At 37.0% G+C, this 20,791-nt stretch carries 21 protein-coding genes and 1 pseudogene; 2 read left to right on the top strand and 20 right to left on the bottom strand.

Annotation, left to right across the window (positions count from 1 at the left end):
• Both ADJ67_04985 and ADJ67_04990 read right to left on the bottom strand, forming a co-directional pair.
• Positions 1 to 3,786 carry a hypothetical protein gene (locus ADJ67_04985; GenBank protein AKT47063.1) on the bottom strand — a complete coding sequence of 1,262 codons (3,786 nt, stop codon included), beginning with the start codon at positions 3,784 to 3,786 and terminating at the stop codon, positions 1 to 3.
• A 252-nt stretch (positions 3,787 to 4,038) separates the two neighbouring features.
• Positions 4,039 to 4,518 (bottom strand): methionine sulfoxide reductase A, encoded by a 480-nt coding sequence (locus tag ADJ67_04990; GenBank protein ID AKT47064.1) that lies wholly within the window; start codon positions 4,516 to 4,518, stop codon positions 4,039 to 4,041.
• Between the two features lie 137 nt (positions 4,519 to 4,655).
• On the opposite strand from ADJ67_04990, the gene ADJ67_04995 reads away from it, so the two are divergent.
• Positions 4,656 to 5,489 carry a CAAX protease gene (locus tag ADJ67_04995; GenBank protein ID AKT47065.1) on the top strand — a complete coding sequence of 278 codons (834 nt, stop codon included), beginning with the start codon at positions 4,656 to 4,658 and terminating at the stop codon, positions 5,487 to 5,489.
• A gap of 10 nt (positions 5,490 to 5,499) precedes the next feature.
• Here ADJ67_04995 and ADJ67_05000 read toward each other — a convergent pair whose 3' ends face one another.
• The 10 genes from ADJ67_05000 to ADJ67_05045 form a co-directional block, all read right to left on the bottom strand.
• Positions 5,500 to 6,546 (bottom strand): carboxypeptidase, encoded by a 1,047-nt coding sequence (locus ADJ67_05000; GenBank protein AKT47066.1) that lies wholly within the window; start codon positions 6,544 to 6,546, stop codon positions 5,500 to 5,502.
• Positions 6,533 to 6,886, bottom strand: coding sequence for a hypothetical protein (locus tag ADJ67_05005; GenBank protein ID AKT47681.1), 354 nt, complete (start codon positions 6,884 to 6,886; stop codon positions 6,533 to 6,535). The genes ADJ67_05000 and ADJ67_05005 overlap by 14 nt, the downstream gene beginning before the upstream one ends.
• Positions 6,887 to 6,913: 27 nt before the next feature.
• Complete coding sequence (locus ADJ67_05010) at positions 6,914 to 7,207, bottom strand: hypothetical protein (GenBank protein AKT47067.1); 294 nt, start codon at positions 7,205 to 7,207, stop codon at positions 6,914 to 6,916.
• Between the two features lie 20 nt (positions 7,208 to 7,227).
• The gene (locus tag ADJ67_05015) at positions 7,228 to 7,449 is read right to left on the bottom strand and encodes a hypothetical protein (protein AKT47068.1); all 222 of its coding nucleotides are present in this window, start codon (positions 7,447 to 7,449) and stop codon (positions 7,228 to 7,230) included.
• A 189-nt stretch (positions 7,450 to 7,638) separates the two neighbouring features.
• Positions 7,639 to 9,360, bottom strand: coding sequence for a sortase (locus ADJ67_05020; GenBank protein AKT47069.1), 1,722 nt, complete (start codon positions 9,358 to 9,360; stop codon positions 7,639 to 7,641).
• A gap of 414 nt (positions 9,361 to 9,774) precedes the next feature.
• Positions 9,775 to 10,626 carry a colicin E2 tolerance protein CbrC-like protein gene (locus tag ADJ67_05025; protein AKT47070.1) on the bottom strand — a complete coding sequence of 284 codons (852 nt, stop codon included), beginning with the start codon at positions 10,624 to 10,626 and terminating at the stop codon, positions 9,775 to 9,777.
• A 31-nt stretch (positions 10,627 to 10,657) separates the two neighbouring features.
• A complete protein-coding gene (locus ADJ67_05030; GenBank protein ID AKT47071.1) occupies positions 10,658 to 11,122 on the bottom strand; it encodes a phosphotyrosine protein phosphatase in 465 nt (154 codons plus the stop codon).
• Between the two features lie 164 nt (positions 11,123 to 11,286).
• Entirely contained in the window at positions 11,287 to 11,757 is a 471-nt protein-coding gene (locus ADJ67_05035) for a hypothetical protein (GenBank protein ID AKT47072.1), read from the bottom strand.
• Positions 11,758 to 11,760: 3 nt separating this feature from the next.
• Entirely contained in the window at positions 11,761 to 11,970 is a 210-nt protein-coding gene (locus ADJ67_05040) for a Cro/Cl family transcriptional regulator (GenBank protein ID AKT47073.1), read from the bottom strand.
• A gap of 230 nt (positions 11,971 to 12,200) precedes the next feature.
• Positions 12,201 to 12,647 (bottom strand): hypothetical protein, encoded by a 447-nt coding sequence (locus ADJ67_05045; protein AKT47074.1) that lies wholly within the window; start codon positions 12,645 to 12,647, stop codon positions 12,201 to 12,203.
• A 190-nt stretch (positions 12,648 to 12,837) separates the two neighbouring features.
• Here ADJ67_05045 and ADJ67_05050 point away from each other — a divergent pair, with 190 nt between their 5' ends.
• On the top strand, positions 12,838 to 13,758 hold the full coding sequence (locus ADJ67_05050; protein AKT47075.1) for a cell filamentation protein Fic: 921 nt from the start codon (positions 12,838 to 12,840) through the stop codon (positions 13,756 to 13,758).
• Between the two features lie 19 nt (positions 13,759 to 13,777).
• Here ADJ67_05050 and ADJ67_05055 read toward each other — a convergent pair whose 3' ends face one another.
• The 8 genes and pseudogenes from ADJ67_05055 to ADJ67_05090 form a co-directional block, all read right to left on the bottom strand.
• Positions 13,778 to 14,224 (bottom strand): hypothetical protein, encoded by a 447-nt coding sequence (locus ADJ67_05055; protein AKT47076.1) that lies wholly within the window; start codon positions 14,222 to 14,224, stop codon positions 13,778 to 13,780.
• Between the two features lie 316 nt (positions 14,225 to 14,540).
• Positions 14,541 to 15,569 (bottom strand): annotated as a pseudogene (locus ADJ67_05060) (RNA methyltransferase).
• 127 nt (positions 15,570 to 15,696) lie between these two features.
• Positions 15,697 to 16,818: a queuine tRNA-ribosyltransferase gene (locus ADJ67_05065; protein ID AKT47077.1), complete on the bottom strand. Its 1,122-nt coding sequence runs from the start codon at positions 16,816 to 16,818 to the stop codon at positions 15,697 to 15,699.
• Between the two features lie 14 nt (positions 16,819 to 16,832).
• Positions 16,833 to 17,438, bottom strand: a complete 606-nt coding sequence (locus ADJ67_05070) for a hypothetical protein (GenBank protein AKT47078.1) — start codon at positions 17,436 to 17,438, stop codon at positions 16,833 to 16,835.
• Between the two features lie 11 nt (positions 17,439 to 17,449).
• The gene (locus ADJ67_05075) at positions 17,450 to 18,505 is read right to left on the bottom strand and encodes an S-adenosylmethionine tRNA ribosyltransferase (protein AKT47079.1); all 1,056 of its coding nucleotides are present in this window, start codon (positions 18,503 to 18,505) and stop codon (positions 17,450 to 17,452) included.
• Between the two features lie 13 nt (positions 18,506 to 18,518).
• Entirely contained in the window at positions 18,519 to 19,553 is a 1,035-nt protein-coding gene (locus tag ADJ67_05080) for an ATP-dependent DNA helicase RuvB (protein AKT47080.1), read from the bottom strand.
• Between the two features lie 9 nt (positions 19,554 to 19,562).
• Positions 19,563 to 20,123: a hypothetical protein gene (locus tag ADJ67_05085; GenBank protein ID AKT47682.1), complete on the bottom strand. Its 561-nt coding sequence runs from the start codon at positions 20,121 to 20,123 to the stop codon at positions 19,563 to 19,565.
• A 32-nt stretch (positions 20,124 to 20,155) separates the two neighbouring features.
• Positions 20,156 to 20,641, bottom strand: coding sequence for a Holliday junction resolvase (locus tag ADJ67_05090; protein ID AKT47081.1), 486 nt, complete (start codon positions 20,639 to 20,641; stop codon positions 20,156 to 20,158).
• Positions 20,642 to 20,791: the final 150 nt, after the last annotated feature.

Genomic DNA, 20,791 nt, shown 5'->3' on the forward strand with positions numbered 1-20,791 from the left:
TTATCTCCTATTCATATGAGTAATTTTAAGTCGTACTACAATAAGTATAATCGCTGCAAGTGACATAAACATCATAGATATATATATCATAGTATTTGCAATATCACCCGTATTCGGTGTTTTAGGCGGTGTCTTTGGTGTTGGCTTGTTATTTGTAGGTGGCACATTTGGTGGAGGTGGAATTACAGGCTCAAAGCTATTTGTAATCTCATATCCTTGTGCACCATCTGTTATTTTCGTCTTATAACCAGAAACTACATCTTCCTTGATTGTATATTTAATTTCATCAAGCCCATTATACTTTGGAAGATTTGTAAAAGTATACTCCCAGTTATCTGTAGCTTTCACATAGACATCTGTAAGTTCTACACCATCTGCAAAGAGTCTCACATGTATCTGGTTTGGACGACTCGAAAGCGAGTTTTCATCGTTTACCCAATTCTTCTTAACCGGTATGGACACCTTTTCTTGAACAAGTTTATTTGTAATTGTCAAAGTAGCTTGGTTTTCAACAGTTGCTTGATTAGCCTCGGTGCTGGTTGATGTAACTTCGTAGCTCTTACCGTTATATACGCTAATATTGTTTTCGTCTTGGTTAGCTTCCTTAATCGTGTATACGATAGCAGTCTTAGTTACTGTTCCATCGTTATGTTGCTCAACATTATACTTACGTAGATGCGTAAAAGTTGCCTTCCAATTATTTGCTGCTGTAATTTTTAAGGTCTTCTCAGTATTTACTCCATCAGCAAAAAGCTTAACAGTAATTTCGTTAACTTCTGGTGCATTAATCGCGTTACCATCAGAATCTAGCCATTTCTTTGTTGCTTCAATTGACATTGTATCGATAAGTTGATTTGAAACCTTATCAGTCTCACGCAATCTTGTCTCGTTATTATATATGACACTAAGAGTATTATGTGCAAATGTTTCCGAAAGCATTGGATTATATTCAGGACTCTTCATAGTTAAATATGCGGAAAGGACCTTATATGGCTCTAGAATTGTTCCATTCTTACCTACAATTTTGATAGCTTTAACCTTGGTGTAATCACCAGGGTTTTCCTTCCAAGCACTGCTATTAAGTTCATTAGCATCATCTTTATTAGGATACCTGTCAGTGCGATAGTAAATATAATAATCTCCACTAACATCATTTGCTCCTATTTTAAGTTCAATAGGTCCCTGAAGAGTATTGCTAAAGCTAGAGCCTCTTCCATCACCAACATGAGGAAGAACATCATACATCAAAATTCTGTCCATAGGCGTATTGTAATAGTTACGAACGCTCATGCGATACTGGAATAGGCCACCATTTTCACCATCTCCTGAGAAATCGGTAGTTATGGTATTCTTTGTAAATGTTCTGCTCAAAACAGCAGCTCCACCAGCAACACTTGGTTCAAGACTCCTAATATGTTTATCTGACTGAATGCTCTCTACATTATTACCTAATACCTTAGCTACCGCCTTAAGAATTGTCTCATCAACGATACCATTTTTGTTAATATCTAAATCATCCTTTACAAAGTTATTCTCATTGTAAAGACCTGAAAATTCCTCTGGTGTTCCCTTTGTCCAATTGTCTGCATAAAAGTAGACAACATTATCATTATTTATTTCATCATTTTCAGCTTTGCTTGGTATTATGTTGTCATTGATGATTAGATCTGCAATATCAAACGTCAAACTTTGATACTGATATACATATCCCGATGGTGCAACAATTTTAACAGCATCGCGTCCCGTGTCATTATAGTTTTTAATGAACTCTACCGACTGTGGTTGCATATTCGAAAGCACAGGTGCAACATTTGTTAGATTATCATAGGAAACGCCAGTAGGAAGAAGATCTATGAACGTTGGATTTTTGAGATAGCGCGCACTTGATAAAGTATCTAATCTGAAACCAACTCTAGCTGTGAAGCGTTCATTTGGCATTCCCACTCTTTGATAGCGTGATTCCTTTGATAGCCAAACCTTTTCACTAAATGGTGTATAGAAAGTATTCCAATCACCTGATAGCTTAAGCGGGTCTTTACTTCCATCTTCATTAACTCTGTTAACATTTGCTTTAATCACATTTGTTAGAGGGTCTGCACTATACTTTTCTCTAAATGGATCTATAAACATCATCTTGATACTAAACTCTATGTTCTTTGTTGGATCAAGAGTTAAATCCTTGAAGTAGATTCCAACCTTCTTATACTTAGGGTCTATAGCGACTGCGTCATCTGCGTTCATAGTTCCCTGATTTATATTATCTAAGTATTCCTGGAGCTTAGCCTTTCCCTCTGAATTAATGTCAGCCTTATATAGCCAGCTCGCACCATTATTTTGCAGTGCCAGCACATCGTAAGTTCCGTCTACTTTATATCCTCTTAGCTCAATTTTTGACATATTTAGGGGAACTCTAGATCCGACTCCCACAAGGTTTCCATTTAAACCTGTCATAAAGAGTCTATTACCTGTATTTGCTACATCCTCTATGATTTCAATATCTGTCATTGGTTTATCAAGCTTATTTACGAGCTTGATGGCATATTCTATTTCCTTAACTGCGAGACTGTTCTTATCATATTGAATTGTTCTAGGGCCCTTCTTACCTAGCATACCATCGCCAGTATACTCATCACCAGCTAGACGGAAATTCTTGGTGTTGCTTCCGAAGTTATGTTCATTTCCTGGTACCTGTCCTATTGTATCTTCCGCTACGCTTGGATTATATGGAATTCCCTGAAGGCTTGCTGTATTACTGAAGTTTACACGATTTGTACCATTCATATATTTTGCACCTGGGAATGATAACTTCAAAATCGAGTTACTTGGCAGATTATCTCTGATATAGTCCCTTATATCCCTTACACCTGCTGGCAAATCAAATTTGAGCGTAACAGATTTTCCATCTGCGCTTAGTGTCCAATTAGGATTCTTCGCCTGATCAAAATGAGCAGTCAAAGTGTTACCCGCTTCATCCTTATATGTTGGCAAAGTATCTGTAATAACAATTGAGCGATAGGCTCTTGAAGACTGATATAGATTGAAATTAAAAATTACATCTGATGTTTTATCTGTTGATAGAGATTTTGGATCAGTATTACTGCTAACCCCACCATAAACAAGCTGGTCATTAGTTTCTTCACCAGCAACTTGCTTCATAAGCCAAGGCTTGTCATAAATTACACCATATATATTATCATTTAGTGTTGCAAGCGTGTTTCCGTTCGCATCGTATACGCGAACAACTGGATTCAACTTAAAATCCTTAGGTGTAGTTTTATCAGCAAAACTCATTACATAAGGTAGTTCTAGCTTAACTGTTGTATCAACTTTGTTTAGATAAATACGTTTAATCGTCTTTCCGTCTGGAGTAACGATTGTCTGCTCAGACTTTATAATAGGTTGTGTATTTGCTGCAGGTGTAGAAAAATTATCTAAATATGTTCCTGCTTCGATATTTGTACTATCATTTTGGTTCTTAGAAGTCTGCTTTGTAGGTACTTCGATTTCAAGATATAGGCCATCAACTGGCTTGGTCAGCCCTGTTGCATCGATTTCTATACCTGTAGTAATATTTGCCTCTGTCTTTACCTCTGTCTGAGATGTAGGCTTTAAATTTATTTTTAGCGTGCCACTTGCACCGAAGTCAATATTTGAATTCATTGAACTTATTGCTGCCATACCACTTTGGCTACCCGATTCGGCATATGCAGGAATAATATTAGCCATTGCACTGGTAAAAACCATAACAGCTGCAAATGACATAGCCATTAGTTTCTTAAATCTCATGTTGTTATCCCCTATCTATTTAAATTCTCCCCCAAATGTGAACTATACAGATAAATCATGATATCGTATATAGAATCACAAGCTTGTATCCATCAGTACAATTCTGTAATTTTGAATACATTATTCTGTAAATTAATAGTATAACAATCATACACAAATTGCAATACTATCTAATTTTAAGAATAGTCCTTTTCTTGCAAATCAGAGCGTTTATTTTGTGATTTACGTCTCGTAATTAGTATCCAGCACCTGTTATATCCGGTACTTATTCATAACCTCAAGTGGAATATGGCAGTAACTATAATCCTTCGGATAGTGCTCTAGTCTATCCTGATGCTCATCAGCACTCCTTACATAATTAGTCAAAGGCTTAACCTCAACAGCTATCCTGTCGCAGTCATCTCTAGAGGCGATGAAATTCCTAGCTTCCTCAAGATGCTTATCCAAAGTACTATAAATCCCCGTCCTATACTTTGGTCCCTCATCTACACCCTGTTTATTAATGCTATATGGATCAATAATCTCAAATAAATATTGCATCAAAGCGTCTACACTGCAAACCTCCTCATCAAAATCCACTCTTACGCACTCTGCATATCCATCGTATTCACCATCTAAAGAGTTTGTACAACCATTTGCCCTTCCGGCCTCTGTGTTCAAAACACCTGGTATACTTTTAAAAAAATGCTGTACGCCCCAAAGGCATCCACCAGCTATATATATTCTTTCCATGATAATATTATATCAAAAAGAGATAATTAATAAAGGAAATGCTTATATTTATATAAAGTAAGTCGATGTTTGGACATCAATAATTTGTGCTATAATATAAAATATTTCATGTAACTATTTTAATAAAGGAGATTTAATTGGAAAGAAAACCATTTGACAAGAAAAAAATCCTCTTTTTGCTTTTTCCAATCGCACTCTGGATAGCAAATGAGTATCTAACTAATATATTTTATATAATCCCTAAAATGCTATTAACTTACCTTCCACTTAGTGATGACTTTGTAAATAGAAGCGCAAGCTTTATTGACGCTAGCATTTCAATATCACTAATTATAGTTTATCTAATACTCTACAAGCTTATGTTTAGAGAAAAGCTTGAACCAGAGGTACGGCTATCAAAGCCACAATCGACCTTATTCACCATTATTATTTCATTTGGTGTTGGTGGAGTTTCAACAATTTGGCTTGAATTATTTGAGTATATATCTAGACATTTCCAATCGTTAAACGATCAAGTACAAAACTTCTCAACTCTCTACGATGATATGGAACAAAGTCCATATCTATGGACACTTCTAGCAATTGCCATTGTAGGACCTATTGTTGAAGAGATAATGTTTAGAGGGCTTATATATAGAAGTTTAGAAAAGGCTATTGAAACACCTTGGATTCCAATCGTGATATCAGGCGTGATGTTCGGTGCATGGCATGGTAGTTTCATTCAAGGGGTCTACACCGCAATTCTAGGAATTATACTCGCCTACTACTACAAGAAGACAAGGTCGCTATTCCTGGTAATCATGGTACACATAATTAACAACTTCCTAAGCACCTTGCCTCCAGCATGGGATACTGACTTTAGCTATTCGCTAATCCTAGGAATTTCATACCTATGCATGGGACCAATGATTGCAATATTTGTATATATACATCGCAAAAGTAAAAAACAAGTAGAAAACACCGTTATATAACGGTGTTTTCTTATACATCAAATTCAATTACTTGTCTGTCAGTATCTACAGTTGCTTTAACTCCGAAAGGAATGATTGCTCTTGGTGTTGCATGCCCTATATTGATATTGAATACAATTGGCAGATTCGGATCATCAATTACCTCAATAAGAATCTGTTTATATTCCTCAGCATATAAATTGTCTATAGGCTTACCTACAATAACGCCACTGAGCACATCAAATATTCCACTTTTTTTGAGTGCTTTAACCATCTTTCTATATTCATCTGGAGCTGATGCCCCTTCAGCTGTCTCAATAAGAAGTATCTTATCTTTCCAATCATCAAGTTTTGGAAACAACTGATACTTTTGACATACCTCAACAGAGTCACTATGATAACTAGAATCGAAGATATCATATATACTTTCTATACAACCTCCTAGTATTTCACCACTAAAAACTTCACTTCCTTGCAGCAAAATAAACCCAGAATCATGATGTTCAACTCTTTTGGTACCTACTGCATCTATTCCAAAGTCCTTACGTTCTTCATACCATACATCGCTTGGCTCTATTTTTTTTATTTTACCAGTTCTAATTAGCTCAACAAAATATTTTTCCGTATATGGTAGCATACATTCATCAAGCTCACATAAGTCTGCAAAGAATGACTGTCCATAAAATGTTTTTATACCTAGTTTATGAAGCATCAAGTGATTCATCGTAGTATCTGAGAATCCTAGAAAAATCTTTTGCTTAACGACTTTTTTTAATTCATCATTGTCAAATAGATATGGTAATAGTTTATAGGTATCATCTCCGCCTATTGCGCACAAAATCATATCTATCGAATCATCTTTAAATGCATTTATCAGATCCTCAGCTCTTTTTTCAGGATGCTCGCTTATATATGATAGTCCCTTACGTGAATGTTCCATAAACTTTACATTAAGTCCAAACTTTTTTAGACGTTCAATTCCTATTTTGACTTCATGTTGAACTGAGTCTTCACCAATAATTCCAGACGACAAGCTGACAATTCCTACAGTTTTTACATAGTTATTATTTGAATTCATTTTTTAGTGCTCTTTCTGTTAAGTAAATAATTATTAAATAGCTTATAAGTTGCGCTACCGTAATTCCAAGACCTACCCACCCTATTACATTAATATCCTTTGTCATGCATAGTGGCATGATTGCAATCGCTAAAATTACAGTAGGAAAAAACATCTTTAAAGAAATACTAGAGCAAGCTCTTTGAGCAAATTCCCAAGTCTTCTGATTTCTCATAGAACGCGAGGTTCTATAACCCATCCAGCTATTACGCGATTTAATTCTCGGACAAATATACCAGATCATAATTAATGATAGTGGTATTAGCAATGTCATTATAAACATAAATATCCAAAAGCCCATATTTAATCCCATATGAATTCTCCCAAATTAACTATGTAAATCTAAAAATCCAGCAACTGTTGTTTCGAACAGTTCATCGGAGAAATTAAGTCTCATCATACTTGTACCCTGAACTGCAAAATACGCAGTGAGCTTATCGGTAATAACCTTAAGAATTGCCTCTAATCCGTGATCTTCAATATCAAACAGATAACCAAATTCAACAGTTGTATAGGCAAGTTCTGTATAATCTATGCCCTCCTCCAAAAGGCTAACTGCAACATCTGCGATTCTTTCCTTAAGCTCTTTATTATTGATTTCGTTTTTTTCTATAGCTGGCATGGCATTCCTTTCTATGTCAATTATTCAAATATAATTAATGCTATCGCTGCAACAGAAATTACTACCCCTATTACAAATTCAATTAGTCCAATTTGACTAGCATAGCTCTCTGTCTTACGTCCCGCCCTAAAATCTGCCTCAAATCCATTGACGAGACCATACCTCTTCTTAAAGTGAATCAAATAGCCAAACAATGTAAATGTCAATCCTAGCGAAATAGCGATTACTTTTAATATTAACATAATACACCTCTCTTAAGACATAAACGATATTATTTTTTACACTTTAAGTATATAACTATTTTAAAAATTTGCAAGATTTTATCTAATAAAAAAAGGCAAATGCCATAATTAACATTTGCCTATACATACTTCTGAATCTAATGCTAGTTAAACACTTTAGACCTAAATACTTTGCTTGTTATATTTAGATTAGGCTCTTCTTCTTAATTTTCCAGCTAGCATAAGTGCTAAAAATGAGCTTGTTAGAATAGCTCCATAGATAATTGAAGAATTGTCACCAGTATTTGGTGCTTTTGCTTTAACAGGTTTTACTGGTGGTTTTACAGGTTGAGCTGGTTTGTCCTTATAGACAGCATATACATTGGCTACCGTCTTTGATATAGCTGTTGTAGAATCAAAACTCTGGCCAGTTGCAACATCCTGCCAATGTGAGAATACTTTTCCTGCTGGGGCATTTGTTGTAGGAAGCGTAGCGCCTACGAGCTCCAAATTATTTCCACGTATGGTAAGAAGCGTTTTTATAAGCTTTGTTGCATCAGCATTATCAAAGGCTTCTTTGCTTTCCCAGAAGTTTACCTTTGATGCAGGAGCCCAAACATATGCAGTTCCATCATGTACCTCTCCTACTCTATATGTATATCCTGAATGACTAGGATTATCAGGATCAGATGCAATATTTATTGTGCCGTTTGCAATACCTGTTATATCAAAGCGAGTCAGTTCCTCTCCTGCAGCATTAACCGGCTTAGTCTCAACAGCTGTATTTGTTGTTATTGCTTCCTCAACTCCGTTTACTATATGAGTAGCTGCATTTTCTAAAACTGAACCGCCCATGATTATAGATCCATTTGTTCCTCCAGTGAAGCCAACTGCAGAGCCATTATCACTTGTAGTTCCCTTTAGTGTAACGTGAGCTAAATCGTTTGCTACTAGAATGCTTCCATCAAGTGCGTACGCATAGCCTTCTACATTCAAAGAACTATTCTGATCTACCACGATTTTTGCCCTTCTTATTCCGCTTCTTGCTACACCACTAGATGCCTTTACATTGAGCTTTGCACCGTTTATTAGTTTGATTACTTCATTTGCGTTGCCTGCTGCATTTATCCCTCTAGGTGCTGCAGTTGTATTAATTTCTACTGTAGCTCCATCAACTGTTAAATGGCCAGAGCTAGGTATTACCATAGCATATCCAGTTGTTCCACCTCTGCTCTCATTTATTGTAAGCTTAGTGTTTACACCCGAAACAGTCATTTGTCCATTCATGTACATATCGCCAAAGGTTCCGTTTCCATTATTTTCGAAAGTAACCTGAGCACCATCTGATATATTAAGTGCACCACCATCTAATTCAAGTCCGCCTTCATTTCCATTCTGTGCACAGTTTCTGATTGTGAATGTTCCACCTTTGATGTTTGTTGTGTTTCCACCAAGCAAAGCATAGAAGCCAAAGCCTGGAGCTCCATCAATAGTAAAGTTAGTGTTATCAAAGTTAAATACTGCAGATGCATCATTTGACCATATGCCATAGGTGTTTGGATTCATCAAAAGAAAGCTACCTGTACCTGTAAAAGTGATATTTGAGTTAGCATATCCTCTAAAATCTCCACCGTTAAGTGTAACCTGTGCCCCCGCATCAGCTTTGATTATCACAGTTCTTCTAACGTGCACAGGAGATGTCATATTAAATGTATATGTTCCTGCTGGGAAGATGATTTCATCGTATGGATTGCCTGATGCATCGACTGTCGTTCCGTCGATAACTTTTGTTAATTCATCTGATGTTTCAGTGCCTGTAACAGTATACGAACTAGCTGCATATACTGTATTTACTGGCATCAGCATCAAAAAAGCAAGCAAAAATGACAGAACAAGCACTGCCCCTTTGCTATAGTGAGTTGAAGCTTTCATTTTTGTCCCTCCTTAGTAAAAATCAATGCCTCATATTTTTAATAATATAATTATAATACTTATCTAATCAAAATTCACTAAATTTATTAACAAATTGTAATTTTATTCTTCATTTCTACATAAGAGAAAAACAATATGTTATTTTAACAATTACACATAAACGTGTAGAATATAGCGGACTAGCTTTAAGTCTTTTACTTTCTGACAATCATAATGCAGTCATTTTGATTACAAGCATCATGAGTACATGCCAGACTGGAGCATTCGTTTTATATTATCTAAAGAAAAGACCTGATTACGATGTATTTTGATATATCAAAACGAAGTATGCACATCAAAAATCCTGCCAATCTTGGCAGGATTTCGCTCTTATATATTTAATTATGCATGGGTAAAATCGTCGTCTTATCCTTGCTAATCTGCATCAACCCAGAGGTGATATTTACCGCAATGGAGGCACTTGAACAGGTAGCCACACATGGGTCCATCTTTGACAAGATATTCCTCAATATCTTCAAAGGCTCCCCTCTGGACATACTCTGCGATTACCTCATCTGCTATATTCATGGCTTTGAGTTCACGAGTTCCAACTGTTCCCATATATGCACAGTAATCATCACAGCATGAAAGCCAGTACTCACCCTGCCAGCTCATGTAACCAGGCGTACGATGAAAAAGCTCATCATCCTTTTCCATATCAGGCTCGCCATGCCACTCAGCATTTTGTACAAAGTTTGCATCAAACGTCCTTGCTGCTTCTCCATTTGATATGCATGTTGGACAGATATACTCCACATTCTCAGAGCAATACGGAAATGATGAATAGTAGACCTTACTTTTATTTCCACAGCAAGGACAAATCTTTTCCTCACCCTCTTCAAAAGAACCTGTCTCAAGTGGATCTGGGTGATATTTAAAAAACGGAAGGTCCTTTAGTCGCTCCCTTCTTGCATTTCTCTCAGCATCTGTCAAAGGTCTAGCTAATGCAAATCTATCTCCATGACTTTGTGATAGGTTCTGTAGATTTGCTAGCTTCTTAATCTGCTTTCTATCATTCTTATCACATATATTTACGAAAAGCTTAAATGCACTTTCCATCAAATAAAGCTGCTGATATACGTCAACAAGCACTTCCTTTGCGTCCTTATCTTCAATCAAAGCAAGCCTATCAGCAAACTGATAAAGAGCTAAGACACTCGCCTTATCTTCATCCTGTTCAACAAAATTTTTCTTAAGCTTTATGTATTCCTTTAGATATTCGTTCATGCTTTTAAATTCCTCGCTCTACTCAATTATGCTATCTTTCTAACGACTCAAAGAGTGCCTTACAACCTTGCTCTATCTCATTATATGCTGTATCAAAATCATTGCTATACCAAGGATCTGAAATGCTTCTTGCATCTCCAGTATACTCTAGCAAAAGATGTGTCTTGTGCTTAGCCTCATTTCCAAACACTTTCTCCATGTTCTTTAGATTACGCGTGTCCATTGCTATTAGAAGGTCATACTTTGATGCATCTTCCTTTGTTATCTGGCGAGCTCTCTTACCATCGCACGATATTCCGTGTTCCTTTAATTTTTCTCGTGCTGGCGGATACACTAGATTGCCAACTCCATTCCAGATTTCCTCAGTGCTTGTCGCTGCTGAATCTACTATATATTCATTTTCAAGCCCAGCTTCAGCAATCATTTTCTTAAATATGAACTCTGCCATTGGTGAGCGGCAGATATTGCCGTGGCAGATGAATAGGATTTTAGTCATAACTTGTCTCCTTATGCGTCATGCAAAAGTATTTATGTCTTATTATATTATGTATAAGGTCCTTTATCCACATAAAAATCCCCTGCAATTGATATGTACCCTCTTTACTGGACACCCAGTAAGTAGGGTAATGTCATTGAATTAATTCAACTATTAATATGTATCTAAGCTTTGTCGGAGTAGTTTCTGTAATAATAAATTTTGCAGGTTAAAAATATCAAAGCTAAAAGTATAAGCATAATTACCGCGCCTATAAACATATATACATTGATGTAACTAAGTAAAATTGAAACTGCTACCATAGGTAAAATAGATATGGCAAGTGTGTTTTGGGCAACTATTCCTTTTATCTTTGCAGTTCTTTCGTCATGCATTTCGTTATAAATACGAAGTAGAGCCTTTTCGTCTTTAGCATACATTTGATTTCTCACTAGGTAAAATAGAATTATCATATTACTTATTATTAAAAGTCCAAGATAGAAAAACGTCATAAAGCTAGCGAGATCATGGTTTTCATATCCCCTTGTCAGTCTATCCACATTTATAAGACTTAGTAACGAACCTATAGTAATAAATGACATCATTAAATTTTGTCTTTGTATTTCTTTCTTTGCTTTTTCTAGTCTCTTATCCATGATTTAGACCTCCTCGTCTATATCTGTAAAATCGAATACATCTTCTATCTTTAGCCCAAAATACCTAGCTATCTTATATGCTAGCGGTAGTGATGCCGTATACTTTCCCACCTCTATTGATGTTATAGTTTGTCTAGTTGTTCCAACGATATCAGCAAGGTCCATCTGCGAGAGTCTATGCTCCTTACGCAGTTCCTTAATTCTATTTCTCATTTTCCATCCTCTGTTATCCTTTAGTCAAAGATATCCTCAGCAAAGTTCACTTTGCATTTTTAGCATAGTTCACTTTGCATTTATTGTCAAGTATACTTTGCAAAATCATTTGCAGATTGTAGTTCTAATCTTCGTTACAGATTAGAAATCACAATTAAAGTGGTTGAGTTGTTCTGCGACAAAGAAAAAGACCAGCAAAGCTGGCCATGTGTTATTGATAAAATTAGTATTTATAGATCAATATTTCTATATCTTGCAGTAGTATACCCAGTTATACTAATGAGCGGAATGTTCCATTCGCCTGGCGTATTAACTGTACATTCAATCATATCTCCATAATTGTTCTTTGCTGAAAACGCAAATCTTCCCATTTCTTCATTCCCTGTGATTCTTTCTAGCTTAGGTACATAGCTATCATCAAAATATGACATAAACAATTCCCAAATTTCCACTGCAATATCATCTGTCAGTGCTACTTTTGACATATATCCTATTCCGACCTTGCATCGTTTCTTCTTGCCCTTTTCATCAGCCGTGCATACTTTTGTTGACCCCTTATCAAATGTCCATTCTGCATCTTGTAATTCTTTGTACTTTGATACAATCAAATCCTTAAAATCTGTTATTATTTCTGTAATATATTTACTTGCAGATTCAAATGTTACTAGTTCATGCATATTAATCTCCTGACTATATGTCTAATTATATATAACAGTTTACCTTTTAAATTATATGTTAAATTCACTTATAAACCAACTATATTTTAACTATATATAAAACCTCAGTCTTTACCCTAAGTTCTAATAATCTTTACTTTTGGCTCCATTTTTGATATAATAAGTAAAGAAATTGAGTTGAGGTCATATTATGTATAATTACAATGGTTTACTAAAATTATTAAAACAAAATAAGCTATGTAAATCCGATTTAACGAAATTGCTTCATATTTCATCAAGAACTATTGCGAAGATTTCAAGGGGCGAAAAGCTTTCTTCCTCTGTTATACGGAAATTATGTGATTTCTTTCATTGCTCCGAAGAGGATCTTTACACAATTATTTGTGACAATCCCCTTCTCAGACAGCTAAGAGAAGAAAAGGATTATAAGATATCCGGTGGTCTATACCACGAACTTCAAATCCGTATGACCTATAATTCCAATCACATGGAGGGCAGCGCTTTAAGCGAAGACCAAACAAGGCGCATATTCGAAACCAACACTATAGACAGTGAAGAAAGCCTATCTGTAGATGATATAATCGAGACAATCAACCATTTCAGAGCCATTGACTACTGCATTGATATCGCAGATGAACCTTTGACAGAGTCAAGCATCAAACACCTTCACTATATATTAAAAAGTAGAACAAAAGATGAAACACTGTCTTGGTTTAATGTTGGAGATTATAAAGCTCGTCCAAACATTGTAGGTGGTATGGAAACATCAGAACCAAAAGATGTGGCAACTGATATGCAACATCTACTTTTTTCTTATACCGAGAAAACTCACATAAGTTTTGAAGACATCGTAGAATTTCATTTCCGATTTGAATGTATACATCCATTTCAAGACGGAAATGGTCGAGTTGGCAGACTAATTGCGTTCAAAGAGTGCCTTAAACATAATTTAGTCCCTTTTATCATTGAGGACAAAAAGAAGTCCTTTTATTATCGTGGATTAAGTGAATATATAAATGAGCCTGGCTATTTAATTGATACTTGTTATGATGGACAAGAGACAATGATGAAATTACTTGAATACTTTAAAGTGGAGTGTTCTCCTGAATAAGTAGTAAGGAAATTATCTATCATTTACCTATATAATCATTAAATATTTCCCAACCTTTTTCACAAAGACTTATATTTTCATTACATATCGTTTTACCATCTTTTTTTATTATTACATTTACTACAATAATACCATCACTGTCTTCATCAACAGTCATGCCACCTATGGTTTTCCACTTTACTAAGATATCATCCTTTGTTATTTCTCCTTTAAATGGAATGATTAGTTGGTTGGGTTCATCAAACTTACTATTTGAATACGCATTAATGATTAATTTATCATTTTGCTTATACAAGTCTAATTGGGAGTACTTAGACTTATATGTAGATATTATGTCCTTACTATCAACTTGAATACAAGAAGTTTTATTATCATGATGCAATAGTAATGTAATTAAGCAAATACTTGTAACGACTATTGAAATAAATAAAATACATAATTTTGCTTTGTTACTTAATTTATTCATACCTTTTGTACCTACATTTTAATAAAAGTTTTTTGATTTATATATTACGGTAAAATTATATTGAATAAAAAAAGGCGACTCGCTCCCCAACCTAAAGGGGTCGGGGGGTCGCCCTAAAAAACAGAACGTTTTTACTTATAAATAATATATCATGCAATGAATTTAATGTAAATAGTAAAGTGGTGATGCGTCACTTCGTGACTTAACTAATAGGGTTACGGCTTCAGCGGTTCGCTGTTTCCAATCGCATCGTCACTTCGTTCCTTGCTCTTGGACAGCTGTCGCATGGGCAGTGCCATCTTTTGGTTTACGGCCTTTAGGCCTTAACCAAAAGGACTACAGCCTCAGTATGTTTAGCCCACACGAAATTGTCGTATGCTTTGATATATTTTATTTCGTAGCCCATATTCTGGAAGTCTACTAGGTCTATTGCCATGGTCTTTGGATTGCAGGATATATAAACGATTTCGTCTACGCCATAGCCTGCTATCTTGTTTACAGCCTTTGTTTGGATACCAACTCTTGGTGGATCAACTATTATCGCATCTGGTAATTTTTCTACTGAATCTAGCACCTCAAACACATCTCCGCAGATGAACTCGCAGTTTTCTATTCCATTTATTTTCGCATTTTCTTCAGCTGCATGTATTGAGTCTGGCACTATATCAACTCCAACTACGTGCTTTGCCTTTGATGCTACGACCTGTGAGATAGTACCTGTGCCACAGTATAGGTCAAATACAGTCTTCCCTTCTATATCATCAAAGAGGTTTATCGCCTCCGTATATAGCTTTTCAACGGCATTTACATTAGTTTGGAAGAATGAAAAGAGGTTTACTCTAAACTCAAGTCCTAGAAGGTTCTCAAAGTAATAGTCTCTACCCTCAATTATATGCTGCTCATCGCAGTTTACTGCATCGGCTAGGCCATCGTTTATGGTTCGTGCTATGCCAACTAGCTTGTTATTTAGTTCTAGTGCTTTAAGTCTTTCTGCCCAGCCCTTATCATCAAATTCACTTTCCGAGCTTGTTACAATATCTACTACAAGTTCCTTTGTTCTAACGCCTTTTCTGACTAAGAGATTGCGCAAAAGTCCCGTGTGCGTGCGCTTATGATACTTCTTGTAGCCCTTTTCTATTGCAAAGTCGAGCGTACATCTCAAAATTTTATTAAAGTCCTCGTCGACAAGCTGGCAATGATCAACGGTAACTATTGACATGAACTGTCCTGACTTATGCATACCTAGGGTGATTTCCCCGTCCTTGACTAGATCTCCAAAGGTATACTCCATCTTATTTCTGTACCTATATCTTGCTTCTTCAGGCTGTCCTTCTATACCCACATAAAGTGATGTATCTATGCCGTTGTTTTCAAGATATGACAAAACTAGCGAGTTTTTTTCTGCTAAAACTGTCTCATAATCTTCTCCGTTGTACTTGCATCCGCCACAAAATTCGCGATGTGGACAGGGACTAAAATTCTCCATATTTATCGTAAAACTCTTTCTTGTATTCTAAAAATCTATCTTCTTCTATTGCCTTCTGTATGCCCTCCATCATCTTCTCTAGGAAGTGAATATTATGGATTGACAAAAGTGTGCTACAAAGCATCTCATTTGCCTTAAAAAGGTGACGCAAGTATGCTTTTGAGAAGTTTCTACATGTATAGCAATCACATTCATTATCGAGTGGTGAGAAGTCTCTCTCATACTTAGCATTTTTGATGTTTACCTTACCGTTCGCCGTTGTCGCCATTCCATGTCTTGCTATTCTGGTAGGCTGAACGCAGTCAAACATATCTATTCCACGCTCAACACCCTCAAAGATGTAGTCAACAGTACCAACACCCATCAAATATCTAGCCTTCTCTTTTGGAAGATAATCAACGCAGCTATCGAGCACTTCTATCATAAGTTCCTTAGGTTCTCCAACAGAAAGACCACCTATCGCATATCCTGGCAAATCAAGCTCAACTATCTGCTCTGCGCTCATCTTACGTAAATCACTGTACATTCCGCCCTGCATGATTCCAAATAGGGACTGTTTTTCAATATCTTTATGAGCATCCTTGCAGCGCTTTAGCCATCTTGTTGTCCTATTTAGGGAAGCTTCAACATAGCGCCTATCTGCTGGATAAGGTGCACATTCATCAAAGGCCATTATTATGTCAGCACCGAGTGCATTTTGAATCTCAATAGCAATCTCTGGTGAGATGAACTTCTTTGATCCGTCTATATGGCTTCTGAAGGTTACGCCTTCCTCAGAAATCTTTCTAAGCTTACCTAAAGAAAATACCTGAAATCCACCGCTATCTGTCAAGATAGCATGGTTCCAGTTCATAAACTTGTGAAGACCGCCAGCTTCCCTTACAATCTCATGTCCAGGTCTTAGGAAAAGATGATATGTATTACCCAAAATTAGTCTAGCACCAGTGGCTTCTACCTGCTCAGGCGTCATTGCTTTTACTGTTGCCTGGGTTCCGACTGGCATAAACACTGGTGTTTGGATATCACCGTGCGGAGTATGAAGCACACCTCTACGTGCCCCGCTATTCTTATCTTTCTTCTTCAGCTCATAGCTGACTGCATGTTTCATCAATAAACCTCAATTTATTTATCGTCAACTTCTTTGTAATCTACATCAATGTATCTATCGCCCATTGCATTTTTATGATATGTGTGCATTGTTCTACCTATGCTAAATGCCATGGCAATGTTAGAAATTCCATCACCTATAAGAACAATTCCTATAAACAGCATGAGCGCACTAGCTGATGAGAACGGATTGATTAGTATTATAAATGCTACTACAGCAAATATAACTCCAGAAAGGCAAGCAATCTTCCACTGATTGTATCCATACTTTCTCGAATTAAGCGCTGAAACTATTGCATTTATTCCATGTACAAACAAAATCAAGGCAACTACAGTTCCAACAAAATTTACAAATGAAGCCGGTCTAATTGCAAGCACTATACCGAAGACAAGGCTTATAAGTGCGAACGTCATTGTTGAGTATGTTCTATAAGTTGTAGTCCTTTGCATGAATTCCCCAATAGCAGAAACGCCTCCCGCTATAATCAAAACCCATCCGATGAAACGTATAATTGAGATAATTGCCCCACTTGGGTTTGCACAAATCATGATACCTATTATTATTGTCAAAAGACCTGTGAGCATCATTCCCCACTTCATTGATTTTAAAAGTTCATTCATATCTAATCCTCCTATTCTATAAACATGGCATCGCCATAGCTAAAAAATCTATACTCTTCCCTAACTGCCTCGTCATATGCCTTCAGAATATGCTCGCGGTCATAAAGCGCGGAAACAAGCATCATCAAAGTCGATTTTGGTAAATGAAAGTTCGTAATTAAAGACTCTATAATCTTAAACTCATATCCAGGATATATGAAAATATCCGTACTTCCTGAACCTGCCTTAAGAAGATATTTACCACTCTTTTCATTAAAGCAAGCTGCACTTTCTGCAGTTCTTGTAGATGTCGTTCCAACAGATATAACTCTTCCACCGCTCAAAATTGTCTGATTAACAATCTCGGCAGTCTCCTCACTTACAGAATACTCCTCAAAATGCATGTGATGATTTTCTATAGTCTCACATTTAACCGGTCTAAATGTACCAATACCTACATGAAGTGTCACAAATGCGATTTTGACGCCCTTTTCTCTAGCCTTCTCTAAAAGCTCCGTCGTAAAGTGAAGTCCCGCCGTAGGAGCTGCTACAGAGCCCTCCTCGTGGCAGTAAACAGTCTGATAATCATCCTTATCCTCATCGTTGCTAGGTCTTGAAATATATGGCGGAAGTGGCATTGAGCCAATTTCCTCAAGCCTTTCCATCAAAATACCATCGTACTCCATTTTGACGATTCTTGTACCATCCTCACCGTAGTCCAATATTTCAGCCCTAAGTTTCTTGCCTTCCTCATCAGAAAACAAAACACTATCACCAGGCTTAAGCCTCTTTCCTGGTCTTACCATTGTCTCCCAGGTATCGCCCTCTATTCTTTTTATCAAAAGGAACTCAACTCTTGCACCAGTTCCTTCTTTGATACCGTAAAGCCTTGCTGGAATAACTTTGCTGTCATTTAACAATAGGCAGTCGCCTTCCTTTAGGTATTCTAGTATATCAAAGAAATGCCTATGCTCTATGCTGTTATCGCTTCGTCTCAAAACCATCAGACGACATTTGTCCCTGTCCTTCTGTGGCTTTTGTGCAATCAGCTCCTCTGGAAGCTCATAATCAAAATCGTTTATATGCATCTATTTCTCCAAATTACTCTGCACTATCTTCTTGTGCATCGATGTTTTTGTCACCGCTATAGGCGATTCCAAGGTGCTTATAGGCAAGCTCAGTAGCCATTCTGCCCTTCTGCGTTCTATAAAGCAATCCTTGCTGTATCAAATATGGCTCGTAGGCGTCTTCGATGGTAATTCTCTCCTCACCAATCGACGCAGCAATTGTATCTATACCCACTGGACCACCGTTAAACCTTGTTATAATCGCATCTAAAATCTCTCTATCTAGCTTCTCAAGACCAAGAGCATCAACACCAAGAGCAGCAAGTGACCGCTGAGCCGTTTCAAAGTCAATATGTGATTTTCCGCTAACCTGAGCAAAGTCCCTTACGCGCTTAAGTATCCTATTTGCAACACGAGGAGTTCCTCTTGAACATCTCGCCATCTCATAAAGTGCATCTTCATCTGTCGTCACCCCAAGCAAGGATGCAGACCTACCAATAATATTGATAAGCTCATCGCTTCCATATACTTCGAACTTGTCTATGACGCCAAATCTATCTCTTAGAGGTGCAGACAGACTACCGGCCCTCGTAGTTGCACCTATCAAAGTAAACCTTGCTATATCGAGTCTTATCGACCTTGCAGACGGTCCTTTTCCTATAACTATATCAAGAGCATAGTCCTCCATTGCAGAATAAAGGACTTCCTCAACAGATCTATTAAGTCTATGTATCTCATCTATAAAAAGAACATCGTTTTCGTTTAGATTAGTCAAAATGGCGGCAAGATCTGCAGCTCTTCCAATGGCAGGGCCAGAAGTAATCTTAATATCAACACCAAGCTCATTTGCAATAATTCCCGCAAGTGTTGTCTTACCAAGTCCTGGAGGGCCGTAGAACAAAACATGGTCCAGTGGCTCACCTCTTAGCTTTGCAGCCTCTATAAATATCTTTAGATTCTCTTTGACATGGCTCTGACCGATGAAATCATCAAGACGCTGCGGTCTAAGACCGACCTCCTGTCTCTCCTCAAATTCATTGGCACTTGTTTTTGTAATTCTATCTTCCATTCCTATTACCTACATCTGCTTGAGCGCAAGCTTGATATAATCCTCTATTGTCAAGTTCTCACCCTTAATCTTGCTTATTGCATTCTCTGCCTCCTGCTGTGAATAGCCAAGGCTAATCAAAGCTATCTTAGCCTCCGAGCGAGTATCGTCATTAACAAATATCTTATCATCTATAGGACCATCTAGCTTTGCTTCATCAAAGCTTCCCACCTTATCCTTAAGATCTATGATGATTCTCTCTGCTGTCTTCTTTCCGACACCATTTGCCTTTGCTATGGATTTGCTATCTCCTGATGCAATCGCAAACTTTAGTGCGTTAGGACTGAGTACACTCATTATTGACATAGCGCCCTTTGCACCTATACCGCTTACGGTTATCAAAAGCTCAAAGAGTTCAAGCTCTTCCCTATCAGAAAAACCATAGAGGCTTATATCATCCTCCTTAACTATCATTGAGGTATGAACCTTGACATCTTCTCCATCTATAAGCTTATAAAAACTAGATCCTGCTGGAATCATTATATGAAAACCCATTCCTGAGCTATTCTCGACTATGATAGAGCCATCCATTTGATGGTATATAGTTCCCTTAATGTATCTTATCACTTAATTACCCTCCTACCACGACTGTGTCCGTGGCAAATAGCTGCTGCAACTGCATCTGCAGTATCGTCAGGCTTAGGTACTTCCTTAAGGTTTAGGATTGCCTTAACCATAGCCTGTACCTGCTTCTTATCAGCCCTTCCGTATCCGACAAGAGCCTGCTTTATCTGTAAAGGTGTATATTCTGATATCTCAAGTCCTGCATTTGCACATGCTAAAACTGCGATACCTCTTGCTTCTCCTACAAGAATTACCGTCTTTGCATTGTTATTAAAAAACAGTTCTTCTATCGCAGCTTCCTCAGGCTGATATTTTGCAATAATAGCTCCAAGCTCGGCATATATATGCTGAAGTCTCTTAGGTGCCTCTACGCCTGCATCAGTTGTAATCGAACCGTAATCTACAACGCTGAACTTATTTCCCTTTAGGTCTAAAATTCCCCAGCCCATAATGGCATAACCAGGGTCTATACCTATGATTCTCATACTTTATCTCTCCTAATTTTCGCTTGATATTATAACATATGAACAGATGTTTGTCTAACCAGAGAGCTTATATGTCAATATTTGTAAATCCCCATTCAAATTATCTTTAATTATAACTATACATGTGTTATAATTATCAAAATAGGGAGG

Origin of the sequence: Eubacterium sulci ATCC 35585, from assembly GCA_001189495.1 — a bacterium.
GTDB lineage: Bacteria > Bacillota > Clostridia > Peptostreptococcales > Anaerovoracaceae > Eubacterium_B > Eubacterium_B sulci.